Origin of the sequence: Pseudomonas anguilliseptica (assembly GCF_900105355.1) — a bacterium.
GTDB lineage: Bacteria > Pseudomonadota > Gammaproteobacteria > Pseudomonadales > Pseudomonadaceae > Aquipseudomonas > Aquipseudomonas anguilliseptica.
Genome location: NZ_FNSC01000001.1, coordinates 4073022 through 4093544 on the forward strand (window position 1 = coordinate 4073022; position 20523 = coordinate 4093544).

The 20523-nt window shown below is 61.1% G+C and carries 9 protein-coding genes and 3 pseudogenes; 3 read left to right on the forward strand and 9 right to left on the reverse strand.

Annotated features, from left to right (window positions below; genetic code table 11):
* The first annotated feature begins 45 nt into the window (after nt 1–45).
* Nucleotides 46–1033: pseudogene (locus tag BLW24_RS20005) on the forward strand (TRAP transporter substrate-binding protein).
* Nucleotides 1034–1294: 261 nt separating this feature from the next.
* A complete protein-coding gene (locus tag BLW24_RS20010; RefSeq protein ID WP_090386305.1) occupies nt 1295–2302 on the forward strand; it encodes a DctP family TRAP transporter solute-binding subunit in 1008 nt (335 codons plus the stop codon).
* Nucleotides 2303–2361: 59 nt separating this feature from the next.
* Here BLW24_RS20010 and BLW24_RS20015 read toward each other — a convergent pair whose 3' ends face one another.
* The 8 genes and pseudogenes from BLW24_RS20015 to BLW24_RS20050 all read right to left on the reverse strand — a co-directional run.
* The gene (locus BLW24_RS20015) at nt 2362–3807 is read right to left on the reverse strand and encodes an efflux transporter outer membrane subunit (RefSeq protein WP_090386307.1); all 1446 of its coding nucleotides are present in this window, start codon (nt 3805–3807) and stop codon (nt 2362–2364) included.
* Nucleotides 3804–6911 carry a multidrug efflux RND transporter permease subunit gene (locus BLW24_RS20020; RefSeq protein WP_090386309.1) on the reverse strand — a complete coding sequence of 1036 codons (3108 nt, stop codon included), beginning with the start codon at nt 6909–6911 and terminating at the stop codon, nt 3804–3806. Before BLW24_RS20020 ends, BLW24_RS20015 begins: the two co-directional genes overlap by 4 nt.
* On the reverse strand, nt 6908–10006 hold the full coding sequence (locus BLW24_RS20025) for an MdtB/MuxB family multidrug efflux RND transporter permease subunit (protein ID WP_090386311.1): 3099 nt from the start codon (nt 10004–10006) through the stop codon (nt 6908–6910). The genes BLW24_RS20020 and BLW24_RS20025 overlap by 4 nt, the downstream gene beginning before the upstream one ends.
* Nucleotides 10003–11229, reverse strand: coding sequence for an MdtA/MuxA family multidrug efflux RND transporter periplasmic adaptor subunit (locus tag BLW24_RS20030; RefSeq protein ID WP_090386313.1), 1227 nt, complete (start codon nt 11227–11229; stop codon nt 10003–10005). The genes BLW24_RS20025 and BLW24_RS20030 overlap by 4 nt, the downstream gene beginning before the upstream one ends.
* Before the next feature lie 161 nt (nt 11230–11390).
* A complete protein-coding gene (gene tpx, locus BLW24_RS20035) occupies nt 11391–11891 on the reverse strand; it encodes a thiol peroxidase (protein ID WP_090386315.1) in 501 nt (166 codons plus the stop codon).
* Between the two features lie 142 nt (nt 11892–12033).
* Nucleotides 12034–13377, reverse strand: coding sequence for an alanine/glycine:cation symporter family protein (locus tag BLW24_RS20040; RefSeq protein ID WP_090386317.1), 1344 nt, complete (start codon nt 13375–13377; stop codon nt 12034–12036).
* Nucleotides 13378–13671: 294 nt separating this feature from the next.
* Nucleotides 13672–17337 carry a translocation/assembly module TamB domain-containing protein gene (locus BLW24_RS20045; RefSeq protein WP_090386319.1) on the reverse strand — a complete coding sequence of 1222 codons (3666 nt, stop codon included), beginning with the start codon at nt 17335–17337 and terminating at the stop codon, nt 13672–13674.
* Nucleotides 17334–18575: pseudogene (locus BLW24_RS20050) on the reverse strand (autotransporter assembly complex protein TamA); the annotation flags it as partial. The gene BLW24_RS20045 and the pseudogene BLW24_RS20050, both read right to left, overlap by 4 nt.
* Before the next feature lie 67 nt (nt 18576–18642).
* Between BLW24_RS20050 and BLW24_RS20055 the strand changes: the two are divergent.
* Nucleotides 18643–19623, forward strand: coding sequence for an IS5 family transposase (locus BLW24_RS20055; protein ID WP_090375425.1), 981 nt, complete (start codon nt 18643–18645; stop codon nt 19621–19623).
* Between the two features lie 147 nt (nt 19624–19770).
* Here BLW24_RS20055 and BLW24_RS20060 read toward each other — a convergent pair.
* Nucleotides 19771–20256, reverse strand: a pseudogene (locus BLW24_RS20060) (POTRA domain-containing protein); the annotation flags it as partial.
* Nucleotides 20257–20523 lie beyond the last annotated feature (267 nt).

A 20523-nucleotide genomic window follows, 5' to 3' on the forward strand; every position in this document is an offset into this window, starting at 1 on the left:
GCACGCCGTCAACACAACAACATAAGAACAATCAGGAACAACGCTATGTTCAAGTCGATCTGCGCTATCGCCGCTGGCAGCCTGCTGCTGGCGTCTACCACGCTTCACGCGGCAACCGACAAGGGACCAATCGTGATCAAGTTTGCCCATGTGGTTGCAGACAACACCCCAAAAGGCCAAGGCGCATTGCTGTTCAAGAAACTGGCCGAGGAGCGTCTGGGCGATAAGGTAAAAGTTGAGGTCTACCCCAACTCCAGCCTGTACGGCGATGCCAACGAGCTCGACGCATTGGCTAATAACGAGGTGCAACTACTGGCGCCGTCGCTGGCCAAGTTCGAGAAATACACCAAGCAACTGCAGGTGTTCGACCTGCCCTTCCTGTTCGATGATCTGGACGCCGTCAACCGCTTCCAGAAACGCGCTAAGGGCCGCCAATTGCTGCGTTCCATGGAAGACCACAACATCGTCGGTCTGGCCTATTGGCACAACGGCATGAAGCAGCTCTCGGCGACCAAAGCACTACTGGTGCCGGGCGACGCAGCGGGTTTGAAGTTCCGAATCCAGCCTTCTTCGGTGCTTGAGGCGCAGTTCAACCAGCTTGGCGCAACGCCGATGATCATGCCGTTTGCCGAAGTCTTCGACGCGCTGAAAAGTGGCAAGGTGCAGGGCGCGGAAAACCCCTGGTCGAACATCTACAGCAAGCAACTGCATAGCGTTCAGCCGTTTATCACCGAGACCAATCACGGTGTACTCGACTACATGCTGGTGAGTAACCCACGCTTCTGGTACGCCATCCCGCACCAGATACGCATGCAACTGGAAGGCATCATCGACGAAGTCACCTACGAGGTAAATCGCCAGGCCGAAGCCGCCAACCAGGTCGACCGCGACCGGTACCCAGGTGATCGCCCTTGACGACGAACAACGCGACGCCTGGCGTAAAGCCATGCAACCGGTATGGCAACAGTTCGAAGGCGTGATTGGTGCTGACGTGATAAAGGCCGCGCAAACGGTGAATCGCAACAAGCGTTAAGAACCTGCGCGCTAGAGCCCTGCTTTCAACGCAGTAGGGCCTAGGCGCAGCAGTTCGTGAGCTGGTTCTAAGACGTGCGCCATCGCACTCCACGGCTGCGCCAAGTGCAGTAACCTCCGCGCCGCTCAAACTAACCCCTTCTATCGCCCCAGGCTAATCACCCGGAGCGCTGGCAAAAAGCCGCTACGCTGAAAGTGCGTATAGCGTCTGATGATCCCGATTATTCAAGACTGCTCACCTGCCTCAACCAAAGACTCTCCTATGTTCAAGTCGATTGTTGCTATAGCCATTGGCACCCTGCTGTTCAGTGCATTCAACCTTTGCCACGCTCAAGAACAGGAGCCCATCCTGATCAAGTTTGTCCATGTCGCCGATGAGCAGACGCCCAAGGGCCAGGGTGCCTTACTGTTCAAACAGTTGGTCGATCAGCGCCTGGCAGGCAAAGTCAATGTCGAGGTTTACCCGACATCCAGCCTATTTGGCGATGACAACGAATTGCAGGCTCTGGCCAACAACGAGGTGCAACTGTTGGCACCGTCACTGGCCAAGTTCGAGAAATACACCAAACAGTTGCAGGTATTCGACCTGCCCTTCCTGTTCGATGATCTGGACGCCGTCACACGTTTCCAGAAGCGCGCCAAAGGCCGCCAATTGCTGCGCTCCATGGAGGCGCACAACATCATTGGCCTGGCGTATTGGCATAACGGCATGAAGCAGCTCTCAGCAACTAAAGCGCTGCAAGTGCCCAGTGATGCAGCGGGGCTGAAGTTCCGTATTCAGCCCTCCAGTGTGCTGGAAGCGCAGTTCTATCAAATCGGTGCGGCGCCGTTGGCGATGCCTTTTGCCGAGGTCTTCGCTGCGCTGCAAAACGGTAAGGTACAGGGCACCGAGAATGCCTGGTCGAACATCTACACCAAACAACTGCACACATTGCAGCCTTTTATCACCGAGACCAACCACGGCGCACTCGACTACATGCTAGTCAGCAACCAGCGCTTCTGGTTTTCCATTCCTCACCAGATTCGCAGCGAGCTGGAAGCCATCATCGATGAGGGGAGTTTCGCGGTGAACCGTCAATCCGAAGAGGCCAACCGTGCAGACCGTCAGCGTATCGAGGCGTCCGGCAGCAGCCAGATCATCACCCTGACTGACGAACAACGCGCTGCCTGGCGTGCCGCCATGCAACCGGTTTGGCAGCAGTTTGAGGCCGAGATCGGCGCAGACATACTCAAAGCCGCGCAAACGGTTAACCGCAAATCCCGCGACTAATCCTCCCCTAAACCTCAAGCGTCAGTTCGGTGGTTATCCGTACTGACGCTTGAGTTCGCTTAGCGCTCTGCTTGCTCTGGCACCTCTAACTCACCCTGCCAACCACCACCCAATGCAGCGATCAGCTGCACGCTGGCGGTCAGACGGCTGCCCAGTAGGCTGAGGTTGCTGCGTTCGTTGTTCAGCGCGGTGGCCTGTACATTGACCACGCTGTTGAAGTCCACGGTACCGGCGCGGTACTGGTTCTCGATCAGGCGCAGAGACTCGCGTGCGGCATCCAGCGCTTCCTGCTGGATCACGGCTTCCTGCTGCAGTACGCGCAGTTGCACCAGGTAGTCCTCCACTTCACGAAAGCTGTCGAGCACCGCCTGGCGGTATTGCGCCACAGTCTGATCGTAGGCCGCTTCGCTGCGTTCCAGCTCGGCGCTGCGCGCGCCACCATCGAACAGGCTCAGCGCCAGCTGCGGGCCGAGCGACCAGAAACGGTTGGGCAGATCAATCCAGTCGGCAAAGCTGCTGCCACGGTAACCGCCGCTGGCAGAAATGCTCAGGTCCGGATACCAGGCGGCTTCTGCAACGCCGATTTCGGCGTTGGCGGCAATAACCCGGCGCTCGGCAGCAGCCACATCCGGGCGACGTTCAAGCAATTGCGACGGCAAGGCCACAGGTATCTCGGGTAGCGCGGGTAATTGCTCGCGCACGGTAATGCTCAGTTCGCTGGGCGGTACGCCGACCAGTACGGCAATCGCATGCTCCAGCTGCGCGCGCTGCCATTTCAGGTCGGTGGCCTGGGCCTGGGGGCTTTTCAGCTGGGTCAGGGCCTGGCTGACATCGGATTTCGGCACGATGCCGGCGTTGTACTGATTTTCCGTAAGTTTCAGCGACCGCGCATAGGCCGCGACTGTGGCATCAAGCAGGCGCTGCTGATCATCCAGCACGCGCAATTGCAGGTAGTTCTGCACCAGTTCGGCCTGCAGGCTGAGTTTTAGTGCGGCCAGGTCGGCGGCGCTGGCCTCGAAGCCGGCGCGGCTGGATTCCAGCGAGCGGCGCAGCTTGCCCCAGATATCCAGCTCCCAGGCGGCATTCAGGCCCAGCTCATAACTCTTGCTGATGCCACCCGCGCTGCTCGTGGTACTGCCGCTGTTGTTGCCGCTGCCCTGACTGCTGCGAGTGGCCCCAGCGCTGCCCGACAGGCTCGGATAGAACGCCGCTCGCGCGCCGCGCACCAGGGCGCGGGCCTGGCGATACTGCGCCTCGCTGGCGGCCAGGTTCTGGTTGGAGATATTCAGCCGCTCAACCAAAGCATTCAGCTCGGAATCGCCATACAGCTGCCACCAGTTGCCACGCGCCAGCGCATCACCGGGCTGGGCCTGGGTCCAGCCTTCGATCTGTTTGAACTGCGCCGGGGTTTGCAGCTGCGGGCGCTGATAGTCCGGACCGATGGCGCAGGCGCTTAGCGCCAGGCTTAGTGCCAACAGAGTGGGTAAGGCAACTAGTGCTTTCATAACGGGTTTTCCAGGGCAGCGTCAGTGCGCACGCCGCGCCAGCGGTTGATCCGATGGCGCAGGCGGTCGAAATACAGGTAGATCACCGGTGTGGTGTAGAGGGTCAACAGCTGGCTCAATACCAGCCCACCGACAATGGTGATGCCCAGTGGCTGGCGCATTTCCGAGCCTTCGGCGCTGCTGAGCATCAGCGGCAGTGCGCCAAGAATCGCCGCCAGGGTGGTCATCATGATCGGCCTAAAACGCAGCAGACAGGCCTGGCGGATCGACTCCTCCGGGCTCAGGTGCTGCTGGCGTTCCAGCTGCAGGGCCAGGTCGATCATCAGAATCGCGTTCTTCTTGACGATACCGATCAGCAAAAACAAACCCAGCAGCGAGATCAGGCTGAACTCGATGCTCATCAGCTGTAACGCCAGCAGCGCTCCAACCCCGGCCGAGGGCAAGGTGGAGAGAATGGTCAGTGGGTGGATATAGCTCTCGTAGAGCACTCCGAGAACGATATACACCACCACCAGGGCCAGCAGAATCATCCACGGCTGATTCTGCTGAGTTTTCTGAAAGGCGCCGCCAGTGCCACCGAGCATGCCCTGCACCTCGGTGGGCAAGCCGACCCGGGCAATCGCGTTATCGATGGCCTGACTGGCCTGCTCCAGGCTGACGCCTTCGGCCAGGGCGAAACCGATATTCTCTGCGGCGAACTGGCCCTGGTGATGCACGCGGTCTTCTTCCAGGCTGCGCTCCCAGCGGGCGAAACTGGATAACGGCACTCGCGCGCCCTCGGCGGTGATCAGCTGAATCTGGTCGAGGGTTTCCGGGTACTGGGCGAACTGCGGGTTGATTTCCATCACCACGCTGTACTGATTGAGGCTGTCGTAGATGGTCGACACCTGACGCTGACTAAACGCGTTATTCAGTACCGCGGTGATCATGTTCATGTCCACGCCCAGGCGCTTGGCCATGTCACGGTCGACCACCAGGCGGATCTGCTGGGTGCCTTCGGCCTCCTTGGCGTCGATATCGGTCAGTTCCGGCAAGGCGCGCAGCGCTTCGCGCACCGGCGGCAACCATTTGCGCAGCTCATCCAGATCGCCGGACAGCAGCATGTATTCGTTTTCCGAGCTGCGCCCTTCCCGCCCGCCAATCTGCAGATCCTGATCGGGCATCAAAAACATCCGCCCACCTGGCACTTTCGGCACCGACTGGCGCAGGCGGTTGATCACCTCCTGGGCGCTGGCCTTGCGCTCGGATACCGGTTTGAGGCGCACAATCATAAAGGCGTTGTTGATGCCGCCACTGCCACCGATAAACCCGGCCACGCTTTCCACTGCAGGATCGGCCAGCACGGCACGGCGATAAATCTCCATTTTCGGCTGCATCACCTGGAATGACAGACCGTCATCGCCGCGAATAAAGCCGATCAATTGGCCAGTGTCCTGCTGCGGCATAAAGGTTTTCGGCACGCTGACAAACAGGAAGATATTCAGCGCAATGGTCGCCAGCAGGCTGAACAGCATCAACAGCGAATGGCGCAACGCCCAGTCCAGGCTGCGCCGGTAGAACGCCAATACGCGCGTCTGCACGGCCCCGCCCCAACGCTGCATGGCGCTGGGCTTATGCTCGGCGGTTTCGATCTTGAGCCAGCGTGCGCAGAGCATCGGCGTCAGGGTCAGCGACACCAGCAGGGAAATCACGATGGCCACGGCCAGGGTGATGGAAAACTCGCGGAATAGCCGCTCGACAATGCCGCCCATAAACAGGATCGAGATAAACACCGCGACAAGCGACAGGTTCATCGCCAGCAAGGTGAAGCCCACCTCGCGCGCGCCCTTGAACGCGGCCGTCATCGGCGTTTCACCGGCTTCGATATGCCGCGAGATGTTTTCCAACACCACGATGGCGTCATCCACCACCAGGCCAGTGGCGATAATCAGCGCCATCAGCGACAGGTTGTTCAGGGAGAAATCCAGCAGGTACATCACCGCAAAGGTGCCGACCAGCGATACCGGCACCGCCAGGGCCGGTATCAGCGCGGCGCGCCAACGGCCGAGAAAGGCGAATACCACCAGAATCACCAGCACCACGGCGATCAGCAGGGTCTGCTCTGCCTCATGCAGGGTGGCGCGAATCACCGGCGAGCGGTCCATCGCCACTTCCAGCTCGATGCTGGCGGGAATCACCGCACGCAAGGCCGGCAGTTGCTCACGAATGCCGGCGATAGTTTCGATGATATTGGCCCCGGCCTGCCGGTTGATCACCAACAGCACCGCCTGTTTATCGTTGAAGAAGCCGCTGTTGTAGCGGTCCTCGACGCCATCGGTGACGCTCGCCACATCGCCCAGGCGCACGGCCGCGCCGTCCTGATAGCGAATGATCAGCGGCAGGTAATCGGCGGCTTTTTCCAGCTGATCGCTGGCCTGCACCTGCCAGTGCCGCTCGGCATCTTCCACCGCGCCTTTCGGCCGTTTGGCGTTGGCGGCACTGATGCTCTGACGCACTTCATCTAAGGCGATGCCGTACTGATCGAGCAGGCGCGGCTCCAGGGCGACGCGCACGGCGGGCAAGGAGCTGCCGCCGATCTGCACTTCACCGACGCCGGTTACCTGGGCCAGCTTCTGCGCCAGGATGGTCGAGGCTACGTCGTACAGCTGGCCCTTGTTGAGCACATCACTGGTCAGCGACAGCACCATGATCGGCGCCTGCGACGGGTTGACCTTGGCGTAGGTAGGCATGCTACGCATACCGCTGGGCAGCAGCTCGCGTGAGGCATTGATCGCCGCCTGCACCTCGCGGGCGGCGGCGTTAATGTCCCGGTCCAAGTCGAACTGGATCATGATCAGCGTATTGCCCTGGCTGCTGCGGCTGTTCATCTGGCTGATGCCGGCGATGGTGCCGAGCGAGCGCTCCAGCGGCGTGGCCACGCTCGACGCCATGATCTGCGGGCTGGCCCCCGGCAGACTGGCCTGCACGGTGATGGTGGGGAAATCCATCTGCGGCAGCGGCGCCACCGGCAGCAGGCCGAAGCTGACGCCGCCGAGTAGCAGAATCGCCAGGCTTAGCAGCAGGGTTGCCACCGGCCGACGGATAAAGGGCGCGGAGAGATTCATGGGTTGACCACAAGCCCGGCCGCGCTACGGCCGCTGATGCGCCGCGACAGACGATCGAAGTACAGGTAGATCACCGGCGTAGTGAACAGCGTAAGGATCTGGCTCAGCAGCAGCCCGCCAACCATCACCAGGCCCAACGGTTGACGCAGTTCAGCACCGGAGCCGGTGGCCAGCATCAGCGGGATCGCCCCAAACAACGCGGCCAGGGTGGTCATCAGAATTGGGCGGAAACGCAACAGCGCTGCCTGGTAGATCGCCGCTTCCGGCTGCATGCCCTGGTTGCGTTCGGCGTCGAGGGCGAAGTCGATCATCATGATCGCGTTCTTCTTGACGATGCCAATCAGCAAGATGATGCCGATGATCGCAATCAACCCCAACTCGTTGCCGCTGATCAGCAACGCCAGCAGCGCGCCAACGCCCGCCGAGGGCAAGGTGGAGAGGATGGTGATGGGGTGGATATAACTCTCGTAGAGCACGCCGAGCACGATATACATGGTGACGATGGCCGCGAGAATCAGCAGCAAGGTGCTCGACAGCGAGGCGCGGAAGGCTTCAGCAGCGCCCTGGAAGCGCGTCTGCACCGCCGGCGGAATGCCGATCTCCTGTTCAACCCGTTCGATCACCGCCACCGCCTCGCCCAGCGACACGCCGCTGGCCAGGTTGAATGACAGGGTGGCGGCCGGGAATTGACCGATATGGTTGATCAGCAGGCTGGCGGCCCGCTCCTCGACCTGGGCCAGGGTCGACAGCGCGACCTGCTGACCATCGGCGGCCTTGACGTGAATCTGCCGCAGCGCCGCCGGACCGATGCTGCCGGCATTCTCGCTTTCCAGCACCACGCGGTACTGGCTGGCCTGGGTGTAGATGGTGGAAATCTGCCGCTGGCCGAAGGCGTCGTATAGCGCGTTGTCGATATCGGCAATGCTTACGCCGAGGCGCCCGGCCATGTCGCGGTCGATCTGCAGAAACACCTGCAAGCCGCGGTTTTGCAGGTCGCTGGCGACATCGGTCAGCTCCGGCTGCTCGCGCAGCGCGCTGACCAGCTTGGGCACCCACTCTTCGAGCAGGCTGATATCCGGCGACTCCATGCTGAACTGGAACTGCGTGCGGCTGACCCGATCCTCGATGGACAGGTCCTGCACCGGCTGCAGGTACAGCTCGATACCGGGAATCCGCGCCAGCTGCGGGCGCAGCCGCTCAATCACTTCACCAGCGCTGATATCGCGTTCGGCCCGTGGCGTCAGGTTGATCAGCAGGCGACCACTGTTCAGTGTCGGGTTGTCACCGTCCACGCCGATATAGGACGACAGGCTAGCCACAGCCGGGTCCTGCAGTATCACCTCGGCTAGGCGCTGTTGACGCTCGCTCATGGCGCGGAAGGAAATCGACTGCGGTGCTTCGGAAATGCCCTGAATCACCCCGATGTCCTGCACCGGGAAGAAGCCCTTTGGCACCGCCAGGTACAGCACTACAGTCAGCGCAAGGGTGCCGATGGCCACCAACAGAGTCAGTGGCTGATGCTTGAGCACCCAGGTCAGCCATACGCCGTAACGGGCGATCATGCCGTCGATCACTGCCCCGGCGGCGCGGTAGAAGCGCCCTTCTGCCTCGGGCTTTTCCGCCTTGAGCAGGCGCGCGCAAATCATCGGCGTCAGGGTCAGCGACACCACCAGGGAAATCAGAATCGCCACCGCCAGGGTGATGGCAAATTCGCGGAACAGCCTTCCGACCACATCGGCCATAAACAGCAGCGGAATCAGCACGGCAATCAACGAGATGGTCAGCGACACCAGGGTAAAGCCGATCTGCTTTGCGCCTTTCAGCGCCGCATTCAGCGGGGTTTCGCCCTCTTCCAGATGACGGGCGATGTTCTCCAGCATGACAATGGCATCGTCCACCACGAAGCCGGTGGCGATAGTCAGGGCCATCAGCGTCAGGTTGTTGATGGTGAAGCCGGCCAGGTACATCACGCCGAATGTACCGATCAGCGACAGCGGCACGACGATGGAGGGGATGATGGTGGCCGACACCTTGCGCAGAAACAGGAAGGTCACCAGCACCACCAGGGCGATGGCCAGCAGCAGCTCATGCTGCACGCCCCTGACCGCAGCGCGAATGGTTTCGGTGCGATCAGTCAGCACGCTGACCTCGACGCTGGCCGGCAGGCCCTGGGTCAGGTTGGGCAACAACGTCTGAATACTGTCGACTACATCAATCACGTTGGCGCCGGGTTGGCGCTGCACATTGACCAGCACCGCTTCGTTGCGATTGGCCCAGGCGGCCAGACGCTGGTTTTCCGCGCCGTCGATGATTTCGGCGACATCCTTCAGGCGCAGCGTGGCGCCATCCTTGTAGCCAAGAATCAGCTCGCGGCATTCATCGACAGATTTCAGCTGATCGTTGGCATCCAGCTGCGACACCCGCGTTGGGCCGTCGAAGTTGCCCTTGGGCTGATTGACGTTGCTGGCGGTGATCAGCGTGCGCACATCGCTGAGGTTCAAACCATAGGACGCCAGCGCCTCCGGCTTGACCCGCAAGCGCACGGCCGGCCGCTGACCACCAGCAAGGGTCACCAGGCCGACACCGCTGGTTTGTGCGAGTTTCTGTGCCAGGCGGGTATCGACCAGATCGAACACCTGCGGCAGCGGCATGGTTTTCGAGCTGATGGCCAGAGTCAGCACCGGGGTGTCGGCCGGGTTGACCTTGTTGTACACCGGCGGCGCCGGTAGATCATTGGGCAGCAGGTTGCTCGCGCCGTTGATCGCGGCCTGCACTTCCTGCTCGGCGACATCCAGCTGCACCTCCAGGTTAAAACGCAGGGTAATCACCGAGGCGCCGCCCGAGCTGGTTGAGGACATCTGTTTCAACCCGGCCATCTGGCCGAACTGGCGTTCCAGGGGCGCGGTGACTGCGCTGGTCATCACGTCCGGGCTGGAGCCGGGATACAGGGTCATCACCCGAATGGTCGGGTAATCCACTTCCGGCAGCGCCGATACGGGCAGCAGGCGGTAAGCGATCAGACCACTCAGGAAGATCGCCAGCATGATCAGCGTGGTGGCGACCGGGCGCAGGATAAACAGGCGAGAGGCGTTCATTGGGCGCGCGGCGCTCGTTTGCCTTCAGGCTTTGCCACTTGCGTCTGAGCGGCAACCGGCTTGTCGCCTATCACCTCGACCTTGTTGCCGGAGCGCAAGCGATCAGTACCTTCCAGCACCAAACGATCACCGGCCTTGAGACCCTGCTCGACCACACTGAGCTGGCCATCGCTGGCGCCGACACTGACCGGCGTCAGCTGTACCTTGTCTTCAGCGTCCACTACATAGGCGAAGGTGCCGCTGGCGCCGAATTGCAGTGCAGCGGCCGGCATCAGGGTGACGTTCTGCAGGGTTTTCACCCGCAGGCGCACGTTGACGAACTGGTTGGGAAAGAGCATTTCTTCGGCGTTGGCGAAGCGCGCCTTGAGCTTGACCGTGCCAGTGGCGGTGTCGATCAGGTTATCGACGCTCTCCAGCTCGCCGTCGGCCAGTTTGAGTTTTTCACTGCGGTCCCAGGCCTCGACGGTTAGGGTCGCACCACTTCTCAGTTGCTGCACCACTGCCGGCAGTTCGGCTTCGGGCAGGGTAAACATCACAGCAATCGGCAGAGTCTGGGTAATTACCACCAGCGGCAACGCATCGCCGGAGCTGACCAGGTTGCCAACATCGGCCTGACGAATACCCAGGCGGCCGGTAATAGGCGCGCGAATTTGGGTGAAATCGATGTTGAGCCGCGCAGTGGCGACATTCGCTTGTAGGCTCTTGATCCCGCCACGGTACTGATTAACCAGCGTTTCCTGGGTATCGAGGGTCTGCTTGGCAATCGATTCTTCGGCGTACAGACCGCGGTAACGCGCCAGGTCCAGTTCGGCATTGCGCAGCTGCGCCTGACTTTCCTGCAGGGCGCCCTGGGCCTGCTGCAGGGCGATTTCGTAAGGGCGTGGGTCGATCACTGCAAGCAGATCGCCAGCCTTGACCTGTTGGCCATCCTTGAACAGCAACTTGACCAGCTCACCCTCCACCCGGCCGCGCACATTCACCGTGTTATAGGCGGTGACGGTACCCAGGGCCTTGAGTTCAACCGGGAAATCGCCCTGGCTGACAGTCGCCACGCGCACCGGCACCGGGCCGCCATCACGCCAAGGTCCGCCACGCTGCGGCGCTTCCGGCGGGCTGGGCCAGAACCACCACAGCAATACGGCAAGAACAGCCAACGCGATTGAGCCGAGCAGCCATTGGCGCGACAGATTGCGAGGACGGTTGGTGAACTGTGTATCAGACATGGCGACGATCACTTCCTTGGGGAGCGTGAACGATATGCAATATCAGCCGGCCTGCAAAGCCTCTTTACCGCCTATTTACCTTTTCCTTACGTAACTAAATATCTGATCCACATATGAAAACGGCCTGCAGAGCAGGCCGTTGGACACGCATTGAGCAGGTGTTACTTGAGCGCAGCAATCGCGGCGTCGTAGTTCGGCTCGTCAGCAATTTCACCGACCAGCTCGCTGTGCAGCACTTTGTCGTTTTCATCCAGCACCACGACCGCACGGGCAGCCACACCCACCAGCGGGCCGCTGGCAATGGCCACGCCGTAGCTCTGCAGGAAGTCGGCGCCACGCATGGTCGACAAGTTGATCACGTTTTCCAGACCTTCGGCACCGCAGAAACGCGCCTGGGCGAACGGCAGGTCAGTGGAAATGCACAGCACCACGGTGTTGGCCAGCTTGCTGGCACTGGCGTTGAAGGTACGCACGGAGGTGGCGCAGGTTGGGGTATCAACACTTGGGAAAATATTCAGGACTTTGCGCTTGCCGGCCAGGCTGGCCAGGCTCACGTCACTGAGGTCACCGGCAACCAGGCTAAACGCCGGCGCTTGCTGACCAATCTGCGGCAGTTGACCGGTGACTTCAACCGGGGAACCTTTGAGGGTGACTTGTGCCATGGAGACGATCCTTTTCAACGAGATTGGAGAGGGTTAACAAGTAAGGGCGCGAACCCGCCAAATGGCAAGCCCGCGCCCTCTTGAAGGGAGGCAAGCATAGCTGACCAAAAAGTCAGACTACCCTGCCTGCCCAGGCGACACATCAATTTTTTGCGAAGTGATCCTTGGTCAGCTTGACCACGATAGGGCCGAGCAACAGCAGCGACAGCAGGTTAGGAATCGCCATCAGACCGTTGAGGGTATCGGCCACCAACCAGGCGAAGTCCAGCTGGGCAATCGCACCAAACGGCACGGCTACTACCCAGAGGATGCGGAACGGCAGGATCGATTTGGTACCGACCATATATTCCCAGCACTTCTCGCCGAAGTAGCTCCAGCCAAGGATGGTGGTAAAGGCAAACACCACCAGGGCAATGGTCAGAATATAACCACCAACGCCCGGCATCGCCTGTTCGAAGGCTGCCGCCGACAGCGCTGCACCGCTGGCACCGCTGGTCCACACGCCGGAGGTGATGATCGCCAAGCCAGTCATCGAGCAGATGATGATGGTGTCGATAAAGGTCCCGAGCATACCGATCATCCCCGAACGTACCGGACTGCTGGTGGTGCCGGCCGCCTGAGCGATACCTGAAGTACCCAGGCCTGCTTCGTTGGAGAAGATACCGCGCGCCACACCAAAACGAATCGCCGCCATCACCGCCGCACCGGCAAAACCACCGGTAGCAGCAATCGGGGTAAAGGCGTAGGTGAAGATCATTTCAAAGGCTTTCGGGATTTCCGCAGCATTGACCACCAGCACCACGAACGCGGCAATGATGTAGGCCACGCACATAAAGGGCACCAGGGTCGCGGCAACTTTACCGATACGCTTGATGCCGCCGAGGATCACCATACCGACAAACAGCATGGTCACCACACCGGTCACCCACAGCGGAATATTGAAGGTGGTGTGCAGGGCTGCGGCCATGCTGTTGACCTGCACCATGTTGCCGATACCGAAACCGGCAAAGCCGCCGAAGATGGCGAACGCGGTACCCAGCCACAGCCACTTCTTGCCCAGGCCGTTCTTGATCGCGTACATCGGACCGCCGACGTGTTCGCCGCGCTCATCCTTCTCGCGGTAATGCACCGCCAGCACTACTTCGCAGTACTTGGTGGCCATACCGACCAGTGCGGTACACCACATCCAGAACAATGCACCCGGACCGCCGAGGAAAATCGCGGTGGCCACACCGGCGATATTACCGGTACCGACGGTGGCGGCCAGGCAAGTCATCAGCGCTTGGAACGGGCTAATCTCGCCGCTCTCGGCATCGCCTTTCTGGCGGCCTTGCCACATCAGTTTGAAGCCTGCGCCGATCTTGCTCAGCGGCATAAATTTCAGGCGCAGCATGAGGAACAGACCAGTGCCGAGAATCAGCACCAGCATGGGCGGGCCCCAGACCACGCCATTGAGTTGATTAACCAGGGTGTTGACGAATTCCATGCTCTTTTCCTTATTCTTGTAGTGAACGCGAGGTGGGCACCCTTCGCTTGTCCGATTGCCGGGTAGGCCTGGCTGTTACACAGAACGCGAGCCGGGTTGGCACGCCTGTAAACAACGGATCGGGCTATACCAGTCAGCACAACGACTGCCCGGTGATCAGCGGCGGTCAGTATATGAAGACTGTGATAGTGGTTTTCACTGTTTAGATTTCAACGCTCAGACGTTTTGAGCGAGGCGCGCAATTTAAACGCGAATTTAATGGCTTAATCCAGCATTAACCCGCACAAACAGCCCCTAAAACTCGCGACGGTAGAACAAATCCAGAGAACTGGCCAACCCGCTGGCAGCCTCAAGGTAGAGCTTGCGGCTCAGTTCGTAGCGCAACGCGATGGTATTCGCCGGCTCGAATACCCCCACGCCATAGCGCAGGCTCAAACGCTCGGACAGATTGCCGCTGGCCACCACGCTGGTGGTTACCCCAGAGCCTTGGGTGTCGAGCTGAAAGTCACTGATACCCAGGCCCTGCGCGAGGCTATTAACCAGCGGTGCACTGCTGGCCATACCCAGGGCCAACGCCGCTTGCGCAAGCATATTGTTGTCACCGCCGCCCTGCCCCAGCGGCCGCCCCATAACCAGGTAGGACAATGCCTGTTCCTGGCTCATCGCTGGCTCGGAAAACACCGTGCTGGTCGGTTGCGCCGCATTGCCGCTCAAGCGCAGACCGGCGGTGACATCATCCACCTGACGCACCGCCTCGATATCGAGAAAAGGCTGATCGATGGGCCCGGCAAACAACAACCGCGCGCGGCGCACATTCAAGCGCTGGCCATAGGCGCGGAAGCGCCCCTTGTTCAGGCTCAGCTCGCCACGAGTGTCCAGATCATTGCCGATATGCACTCGACCAAGCAGCTCGGCGTCCAGGCCAAAGCCGCTGAAGGTCAGCCGCTGTTGACCAACCTCGACATCGATATCCATGGCAATCGCCGTGGCCTGTGGTTCAGTTCTATCGCGACCAATAACCTGAGCGTCACTGGAAACCTGCACGGTTGAGGGCGGCAACTCGCGCACCTCAATCTTGCCGCTGGGGATCAGCACCTTGCCGGCCAGCGACAGCTGCTCATCACGCAGGCTCAAGCGCAGATCCGGCTCGACCTCCAGCGCAGCATAGGGCTCTACCGTGACTGGTAGTCGGTTGCCCCGCAGCTGCATATCGGCCAAGAGCCCAGCGGCCCAGCTCAGCTCGCCATTCAGACTGCCCTGCCCTTGCTCGCCACTGCGCCAGTCGCCTTCCAACTGCAGCTGCTCACCCTCGATGCGCGCCTGCAGTTGCAGCTGCTCGATATTCATCGGCAGCTCAGCGCCGCTTATTTCGCCATTGACCACGCGCAGGTCGCCGTTGATCTGCGGCGCCAACAGCCCACCCGACAAGGCGCCCGTGCCATTCAGCTGCCCGGCGATACGCTCGACCATCGGCACAAACGGGCGAGCCAGCGCCAGGTCCAGGCCATTCAGGCGAAAGTTGCCGGACAGCGGCTTGCTCGCCGGGCGCGGATCAAGCTGAGCCTGCAGCGACAGTTCGCCAATCGCCGGGCCATGTAGTTCCAGCAGGCTATCGATGCGCTGCGGGCGTAACTGCGTACTCAGGCGCAGGCTGTCGTAGGCAAACTCCAGCCACTGCTGCTGATCACGAATGCGCCAGATGCCGCTACCAGCATCCAGCTCCAGGCTGCCATTCGGCCCGCTGGCCGGCAGATCCAGCTGCAGCCGACCATTCAACTCGCCTTGCCAGGCGAAATCCTTGGGCCACAGGGCCGCCAGGCTGTCCATGGGGAAGTTGCTCAGCTGGTAGTTCAGCTTGGGCTGCGGCAGCAGGCGCTGCTCTGTACCACATAGACTGGCATCGCCAGAACGCCAGCAATGCGCGCCTAGGCTGAGCTGCCCGCTGGCCAGCCGCACCAGCGTGGCCGGCTGTTGCAGGCGCCAATCCTGACCGCTGCTTTGTACCTCGGCCCGGCTCAGGCTGCCGCGCCAGTTGCCCTTGTCCAGCTTGCCGGCCAGGGCCAGTTGGCTATTCAGCAGCGGGCCTTGCAGCTGCAGCTCAAGGCTTTGCTGGTGCTGATCACCGGCGACCGTGGCATCCAGGCGACCCAGTTCGGTGTCACCCAGCGCAATGCCCACTGCCTGCAGAGTGACCCGGCCGCGCTGGGCGCTGTTCAAACCGGCATCGAGTTTGAGTTGTTGTATGCGTTGTTCTGCAAAAGCCAGGCGCTGGCCTTGCAGTTGCAGCTGGCCTTGCGGTGCTTGCAGATTGCCAGCCAGATCCAGCTGGCCATTGAGTTGGCCCTGCAAGCCCGGCCATAACTGGCCCAACCGTGGCATCGCCAGGAGCAGCTGACCGCTCAGCTGTTGCTGCAAGGCGGCCTTGCCGCTGATGCGGTTATCCCCCAGGCGGATATCCAATGCACTTAGCTCGCCCTGCTCCAGGCCGCCAACGAACTTCGCCAGCAGCTTGGCCGATTGGCCGCGCAAACGGCCGTTAAGGTCGATATCGGCGTCAAGATTGAGCTGCTGATTGATCAGACTGCCCGAGCTGTTGAGTGGGCCTGCCAGGCTGCCGGGCAACTCGGCCAGCCAGTAGGCCGGATCGAACTGACTCAACTGCAAACGCACATCCCAGCTCAGCTGCTCGGCAAAACCCAGGCTGACCTGGCCTTCGGCGCGACCCTGACCGGCGTGCAGGCGCAGCTCGGGCAGATAAAGCTTCTGCAGATCGCCACTGAGCGGGCTTTGCAGGCTAAACGCGCCGGCTGGGCCATCCAGCTCGGCAGCGAAATGCCCGAGGTAGTTGCCATCCTGATAGGCCAGCTCACCCTTTAGCATCCGCAGAGCCACAGGCGCTGGCTCCTCCAGCGGATAGAGGCGCTGCCAAGGGAAGTTCTGCCAGTTGAAGCGGCTGTCCAGGCTCAGGCCCTGCTGCCAGTTCAACTCACCGCTAAGCTGTATCTGCTGTTCAGGTTCGGCGGCCAGGCTCAGGTTGCTGATGGTCGCGCCGTCAGCCTTGAGCAGCCCCGCCAACGCCAGGGCAATCGGCCCCTCGGCTGCCGGCAAGCTGGCACTGCCCGTGAGCTGATAGCCCTCCTGCAGATCGCCTTGGGCATTTAGCTCAAGCTGCTCAAGACTCAAGGTGTCCGGCAGTTCAGTGCTGGCCTTGAAGGCCGCTACCTGTATACGCAGTTGCGCCGGCAGGTGCTCCGCCAAAGGCTGCAGCCAACCGCTCAGTTCTCCGGTCAGATAGCCACTGCTGCTGGCCGAGACTTGCACCCGCTCGCGCAGTTCACCTTTGAGCTGCAGCGCCAGCGGCCAGGCCTGTTGCTCGGGCGCTGGCAATTGCAGCTGTCCGCTGAGCTGCAGCGGCCAGTCGCCTGAGGTTTGCAGCTGGCCCTGCAACGCCAGCTGCAGATCGGCAGTGTGCAGGCTGAGGTTGTCGACCTGAATGCCCTGGGCAGTCCAGCGCGCGGCCAGCTGCAAGCCTTGCAACTGTTCGACGCCATTAAGCTGCAGGCTGTCGATCTGCACCTCTCCCAGTTGCAGCGCAAGCGGCAGGCTCAGATCCGGCAGGCTGAACGGCTCGCTGCTGGGCTGCTGATCAGCCGGGAAGACCAAGCTGATCGGCCCGCTGCGCAGTTGCTCGACACACAGGGTCAGGCGCAACAGGCAGGCTGGCGACCAATCCAGACTAGGCGCCATAACCTGCACGCTATTGCCGCCCTGCTGCCAGCGCAGCTGTGTCGCAGTCCAACGGCCGGCCAGACGGCCAGTGAAGTCGTCGACCTGCAAGCCCGGCACCTGCGCCAATAACCAGCGGCTGCCGCCTTGGGTGCCCAGCAGCAGACTCAGGCTGATCGCCAACACCAGCAGCCCCAGCAGACTGAACAGCACATTGCGTAGCATGCGCTTCACAGTTCCGGCCCCATGGAGAAATGCAGGCGTACGCCGCCCTGATCATCCAGTGGATGTGCCAGATCGAGGCGCAGCGGCCCCAGTGGCGACACCCAGCGCACGCCAAGGCCCACTGCGCTTTTCAGCGAGGGAATCTGCAGCGAATCGAAGGTATTGCCCTGATCGAAGAAACTCGCCAGGCGCCAGCGCTCAGTCAGGCTGTATTGGTATTCCAGGCTGCTGGTAAACAGATAGCGCCCGCCGATCTTGTCGCCGGCACGGTTTTCCGGCGACAGGCTCTGGTAGTCATAACCGCGTACGCTCTGATCGCCACCGGCAAAGAAACGCAGCGACGGCGGCACCTTGGCAAACCCGTCGGATTCGGTGCCGCCCACTTGCACCCGGCCCAGCACGCGGTGACGCTGAAAGAGCGTGGTCAGGCCTTTGAGCTGAAGATTGCCGTGCAGCACATTGGCATCAGACAGCAGCCCCTTGGCCGCGCCGGACAGATCGAGCTGCAGGCGATAGCCATGGTTGGGGTCGATCTGGTTATCGCTGTGCAGGTAGGAATAACTCAGGCCCGGCATCAACAGCGTACTGCTGCCGGCATCGTCGCCCAGATCGTACTGTTCGTGCTGCCACTTCAGCGACAGCACGCGCTGCCAACCGCTGTCGAGTTTGCTGTGCCATTCCGGGCCGAAGGTCAGCAGGCGGCTGCTGCTGTCGGTATTGGCCAGGTCTTCGGCCTGATAGCCGCCGGCCACCCGCAGTTTGTCGGTCAATGGCGGATCGAGCGGCACGTCGTACCACAGCCCGACATTCTGCCGCGGCGCCGACAGCTCGAACTCCGCGCCATAGCTATGCCCTTGCGGGTTGGCCCAGTGCCGCGTCCAGTTGGCCCTGCCACGCGGGCCAACGTCAGTGGAAAAACCCAAGCCCAGGCCCATACTGCGCGGTTTGCGCGCCTGCACTTGAACCTGCACCGGAATCTGCTCAGCCACGGCACTGCCAGGGTTGGCGTCCACCTGTACCGACTCGAAATAACCACTGGAGCGCAGCGTCTGATATAGCTCGGCAATCAGCGCTGAGTCATAGGGGGTATCCGCTGGGAACGGCACCATGCGCTGCAGCAATTGCTCATCGAAAGGCGCATCGCCGACAAAACTCACGTCGCCCAACTGATAACGCGGCCCGCTGAGATAGATCAGCTCGATATCGGCAACCCCGGCCTCGGGGTCAATTGTCAGTCGCTGACGGCTAAGGAAACTCTGAATAAGACTTCCTGATTTTGGCAAAATGCCCGGACGCCACCCGCCGAGTTTTCCGATGAAGCAAATGACCTTCGCCGATGCCGAGTACGCCGGCAAACGCAAGCAGACCCGCAAAGAGTTGTTCCTGATCGAGATGGATCGGGTGGTGCCGTGGAAGGGTTTGATCGCACTGATCGAACCGTATTACCCCAAGGGTGAAGGCGGTCGGCCGGCCTATCCGCTGATGGCGATGCTACGTGTGCACCTGATGCAGAACTGGTTCGGCTACAGCGACCCGGCGATGGAAGAAGCGCTGTACGAGACCACTATCCTGCGGCAGTTCGCCGGGCTGAGTCTGGAACGTATCCCCGACGAAACCACCATCCTCAACTTCCGTCGTCTGCTGGAGAAACATGAGTTGGCTGCCGGCATCCTGGCCGTCATCAATGGCTATCTTGGCGACCGTGGCCTGTCGTTGCGCCAAGGCACCATCGTCGATGCCACGCTGATCAATGCGCCGAGTTCGACCAAGAACAAGGACGGCAAACGCGACCCAGAGATGCACCAGGCCAAGAAGGGCAACCAATACTACTTCGGCATGAAGGCGCACATTGGCGTGGATGACGAGTCGGGGCTGGTACACAGCGTGGTAGGCACGGCGGCCAACGTGGCGGATGTCACTCAGGTCGACAAGTTGCTGCACGGCGAGGAAAACGTGGTGTGCGCCGATGCGGGTTATACCGGCGTCGAAAAGCGCCCCGAACATGATGGGCGCGAGGTGATCTGGCAGGTTGCTGCCCGCCGCAGCACCTATAAGAAGCTGGGTAAGAGCAGCCCGCTGTACAAAGCCAAACGCAAGATCGAGAAGGCCAAGGCCCAGGTGCGCGCCAAGGTTGAGCACCCGTTCCGGGTGATCAAGCGTCAGTTCAGTTATGTAAAGACACGCTTCCGTGGCTTGGCCAAGAACACGGCGCAACTGGTGACGCTGTTCGCGCTGTCGAACCTGTGGATGGCACGCCGACATTTACTGACCAATGCAGGAGAGGTGCGCCTGTAATGCGGGAAATGGCTGCCGCGAGCTACTCGCGGCGGCTAAAAACACAGAAATGAATGGGTAATCTGATCGTTTTTGATCGATTTGCCGCTTTCAAAATCGGCGGGGCTGAAGTCAGCCAGAAATACATGGCTACTTCAGACCATCCCTAAAGCGCCCGGTGAAGAAACCATAACGCGAGGCCTGATTCTGAATTTCGCGCTTGGCCGCGTCGTAATGCCCGTGGTTAAGCTGCGCACCGCTATGCAATTGCGGGTCATTGGGCGTACGAAAGGCGCGCAGTTGCGCAGCGGGCCCTTCGACGCGCACCACCACATCACGCAGACGCACCGGTTCACCTGGCTGAATGCGCACGGTCAGGCGCGGTGTTGCCCCCTCGCTTACCTCGGTGGTGATGTGCGCCTGGTAGTAACCCAGGGCCTGGGCAGCTTTTTCCGCCTGGTTCTCGGCGACCCGACGATAGCGTTGCAAGGCCTCGGCATCGCGCTCGCCCAGACTGCCGATATAGCCTTCGATATTGCCTTTCAGCGCGCTGTTGGCCGGCTCAACCCGCACGCGCAGCTGAGCTTCGGCCAGGACCGTAGCACTCAGCAACAGAAGAAATAGCCCTGAGAAAAGGTTGGAGAACAAAGACATGGGGCGATGCTAGCACGAGCCGATAGCCGATTTAGAGCGCTGACCAGTGCTTTAAGTTGCGCGTCGACATGTAACCACGCATACCGAGCCCGCTGCTTAGAGCCTGCTTCGGCTCTAGCGAGCTAGAGCCGTGCAAGGCAAAAACCGGCGAAAAACGCAGCGCAATGGAGTAACAACCAATGGCTGCCCCATGGGTGAGCGCAGCGAATCAAGCGGAGTGTACGAGCTGTACATGAGCATTCCGCGACGCCGCGTCCCGGCCTGCCT

Coding starts and splice junctions, on each gene's coding strand:
- BLW24_RS20010 (WP_090386305.1), top strand. CDS start 1,295: ATGTTCAAGTCGATTGTTGCTATAGCCATTGGCACCCTGCTGTTCAGT.
- BLW24_RS20015 (WP_090386307.1), bottom strand. CDS start 3,807: ATGAAAGCACTAGTTGCCTTACCCACTCTGTTGGCACTAAGCCTGGCG.
- BLW24_RS20020 (WP_090386309.1), bottom strand. CDS start 6,911: ATGAATCTCTCCGCGCCCTTTATCCGTCGGCCGGTGGCAACCCTGCTG.
- BLW24_RS20025 (WP_090386311.1), bottom strand. CDS start 10,006: ATGAACGCCTCTCGCCTGTTTATCCTGCGCCCGGTCGCCACCACGCTG.
- BLW24_RS20030 (WP_090386313.1), bottom strand. CDS start 11,229: ATGTCTGATACACAGTTCACCAACCGTCCTCGCAATCTGTCGCGCCAA.
- tpx (WP_090386315.1), bottom strand. CDS start 11,891: ATGGCACAAGTCACCCTCAAAGGTTCCCCGGTTGAAGTCACCGGTCAA.
- BLW24_RS20040 (WP_090386317.1), bottom strand. CDS start 13,377: ATGGAATTCGTCAACACCCTGGTTAATCAACTCAATGGCGTGGTCTGG.
- BLW24_RS20055 (WP_090375425.1), top strand. CDS start 18,643: ATGAAGCAAATGACCTTCGCCGATGCCGAGTACGCCGGCAAACGCAAG.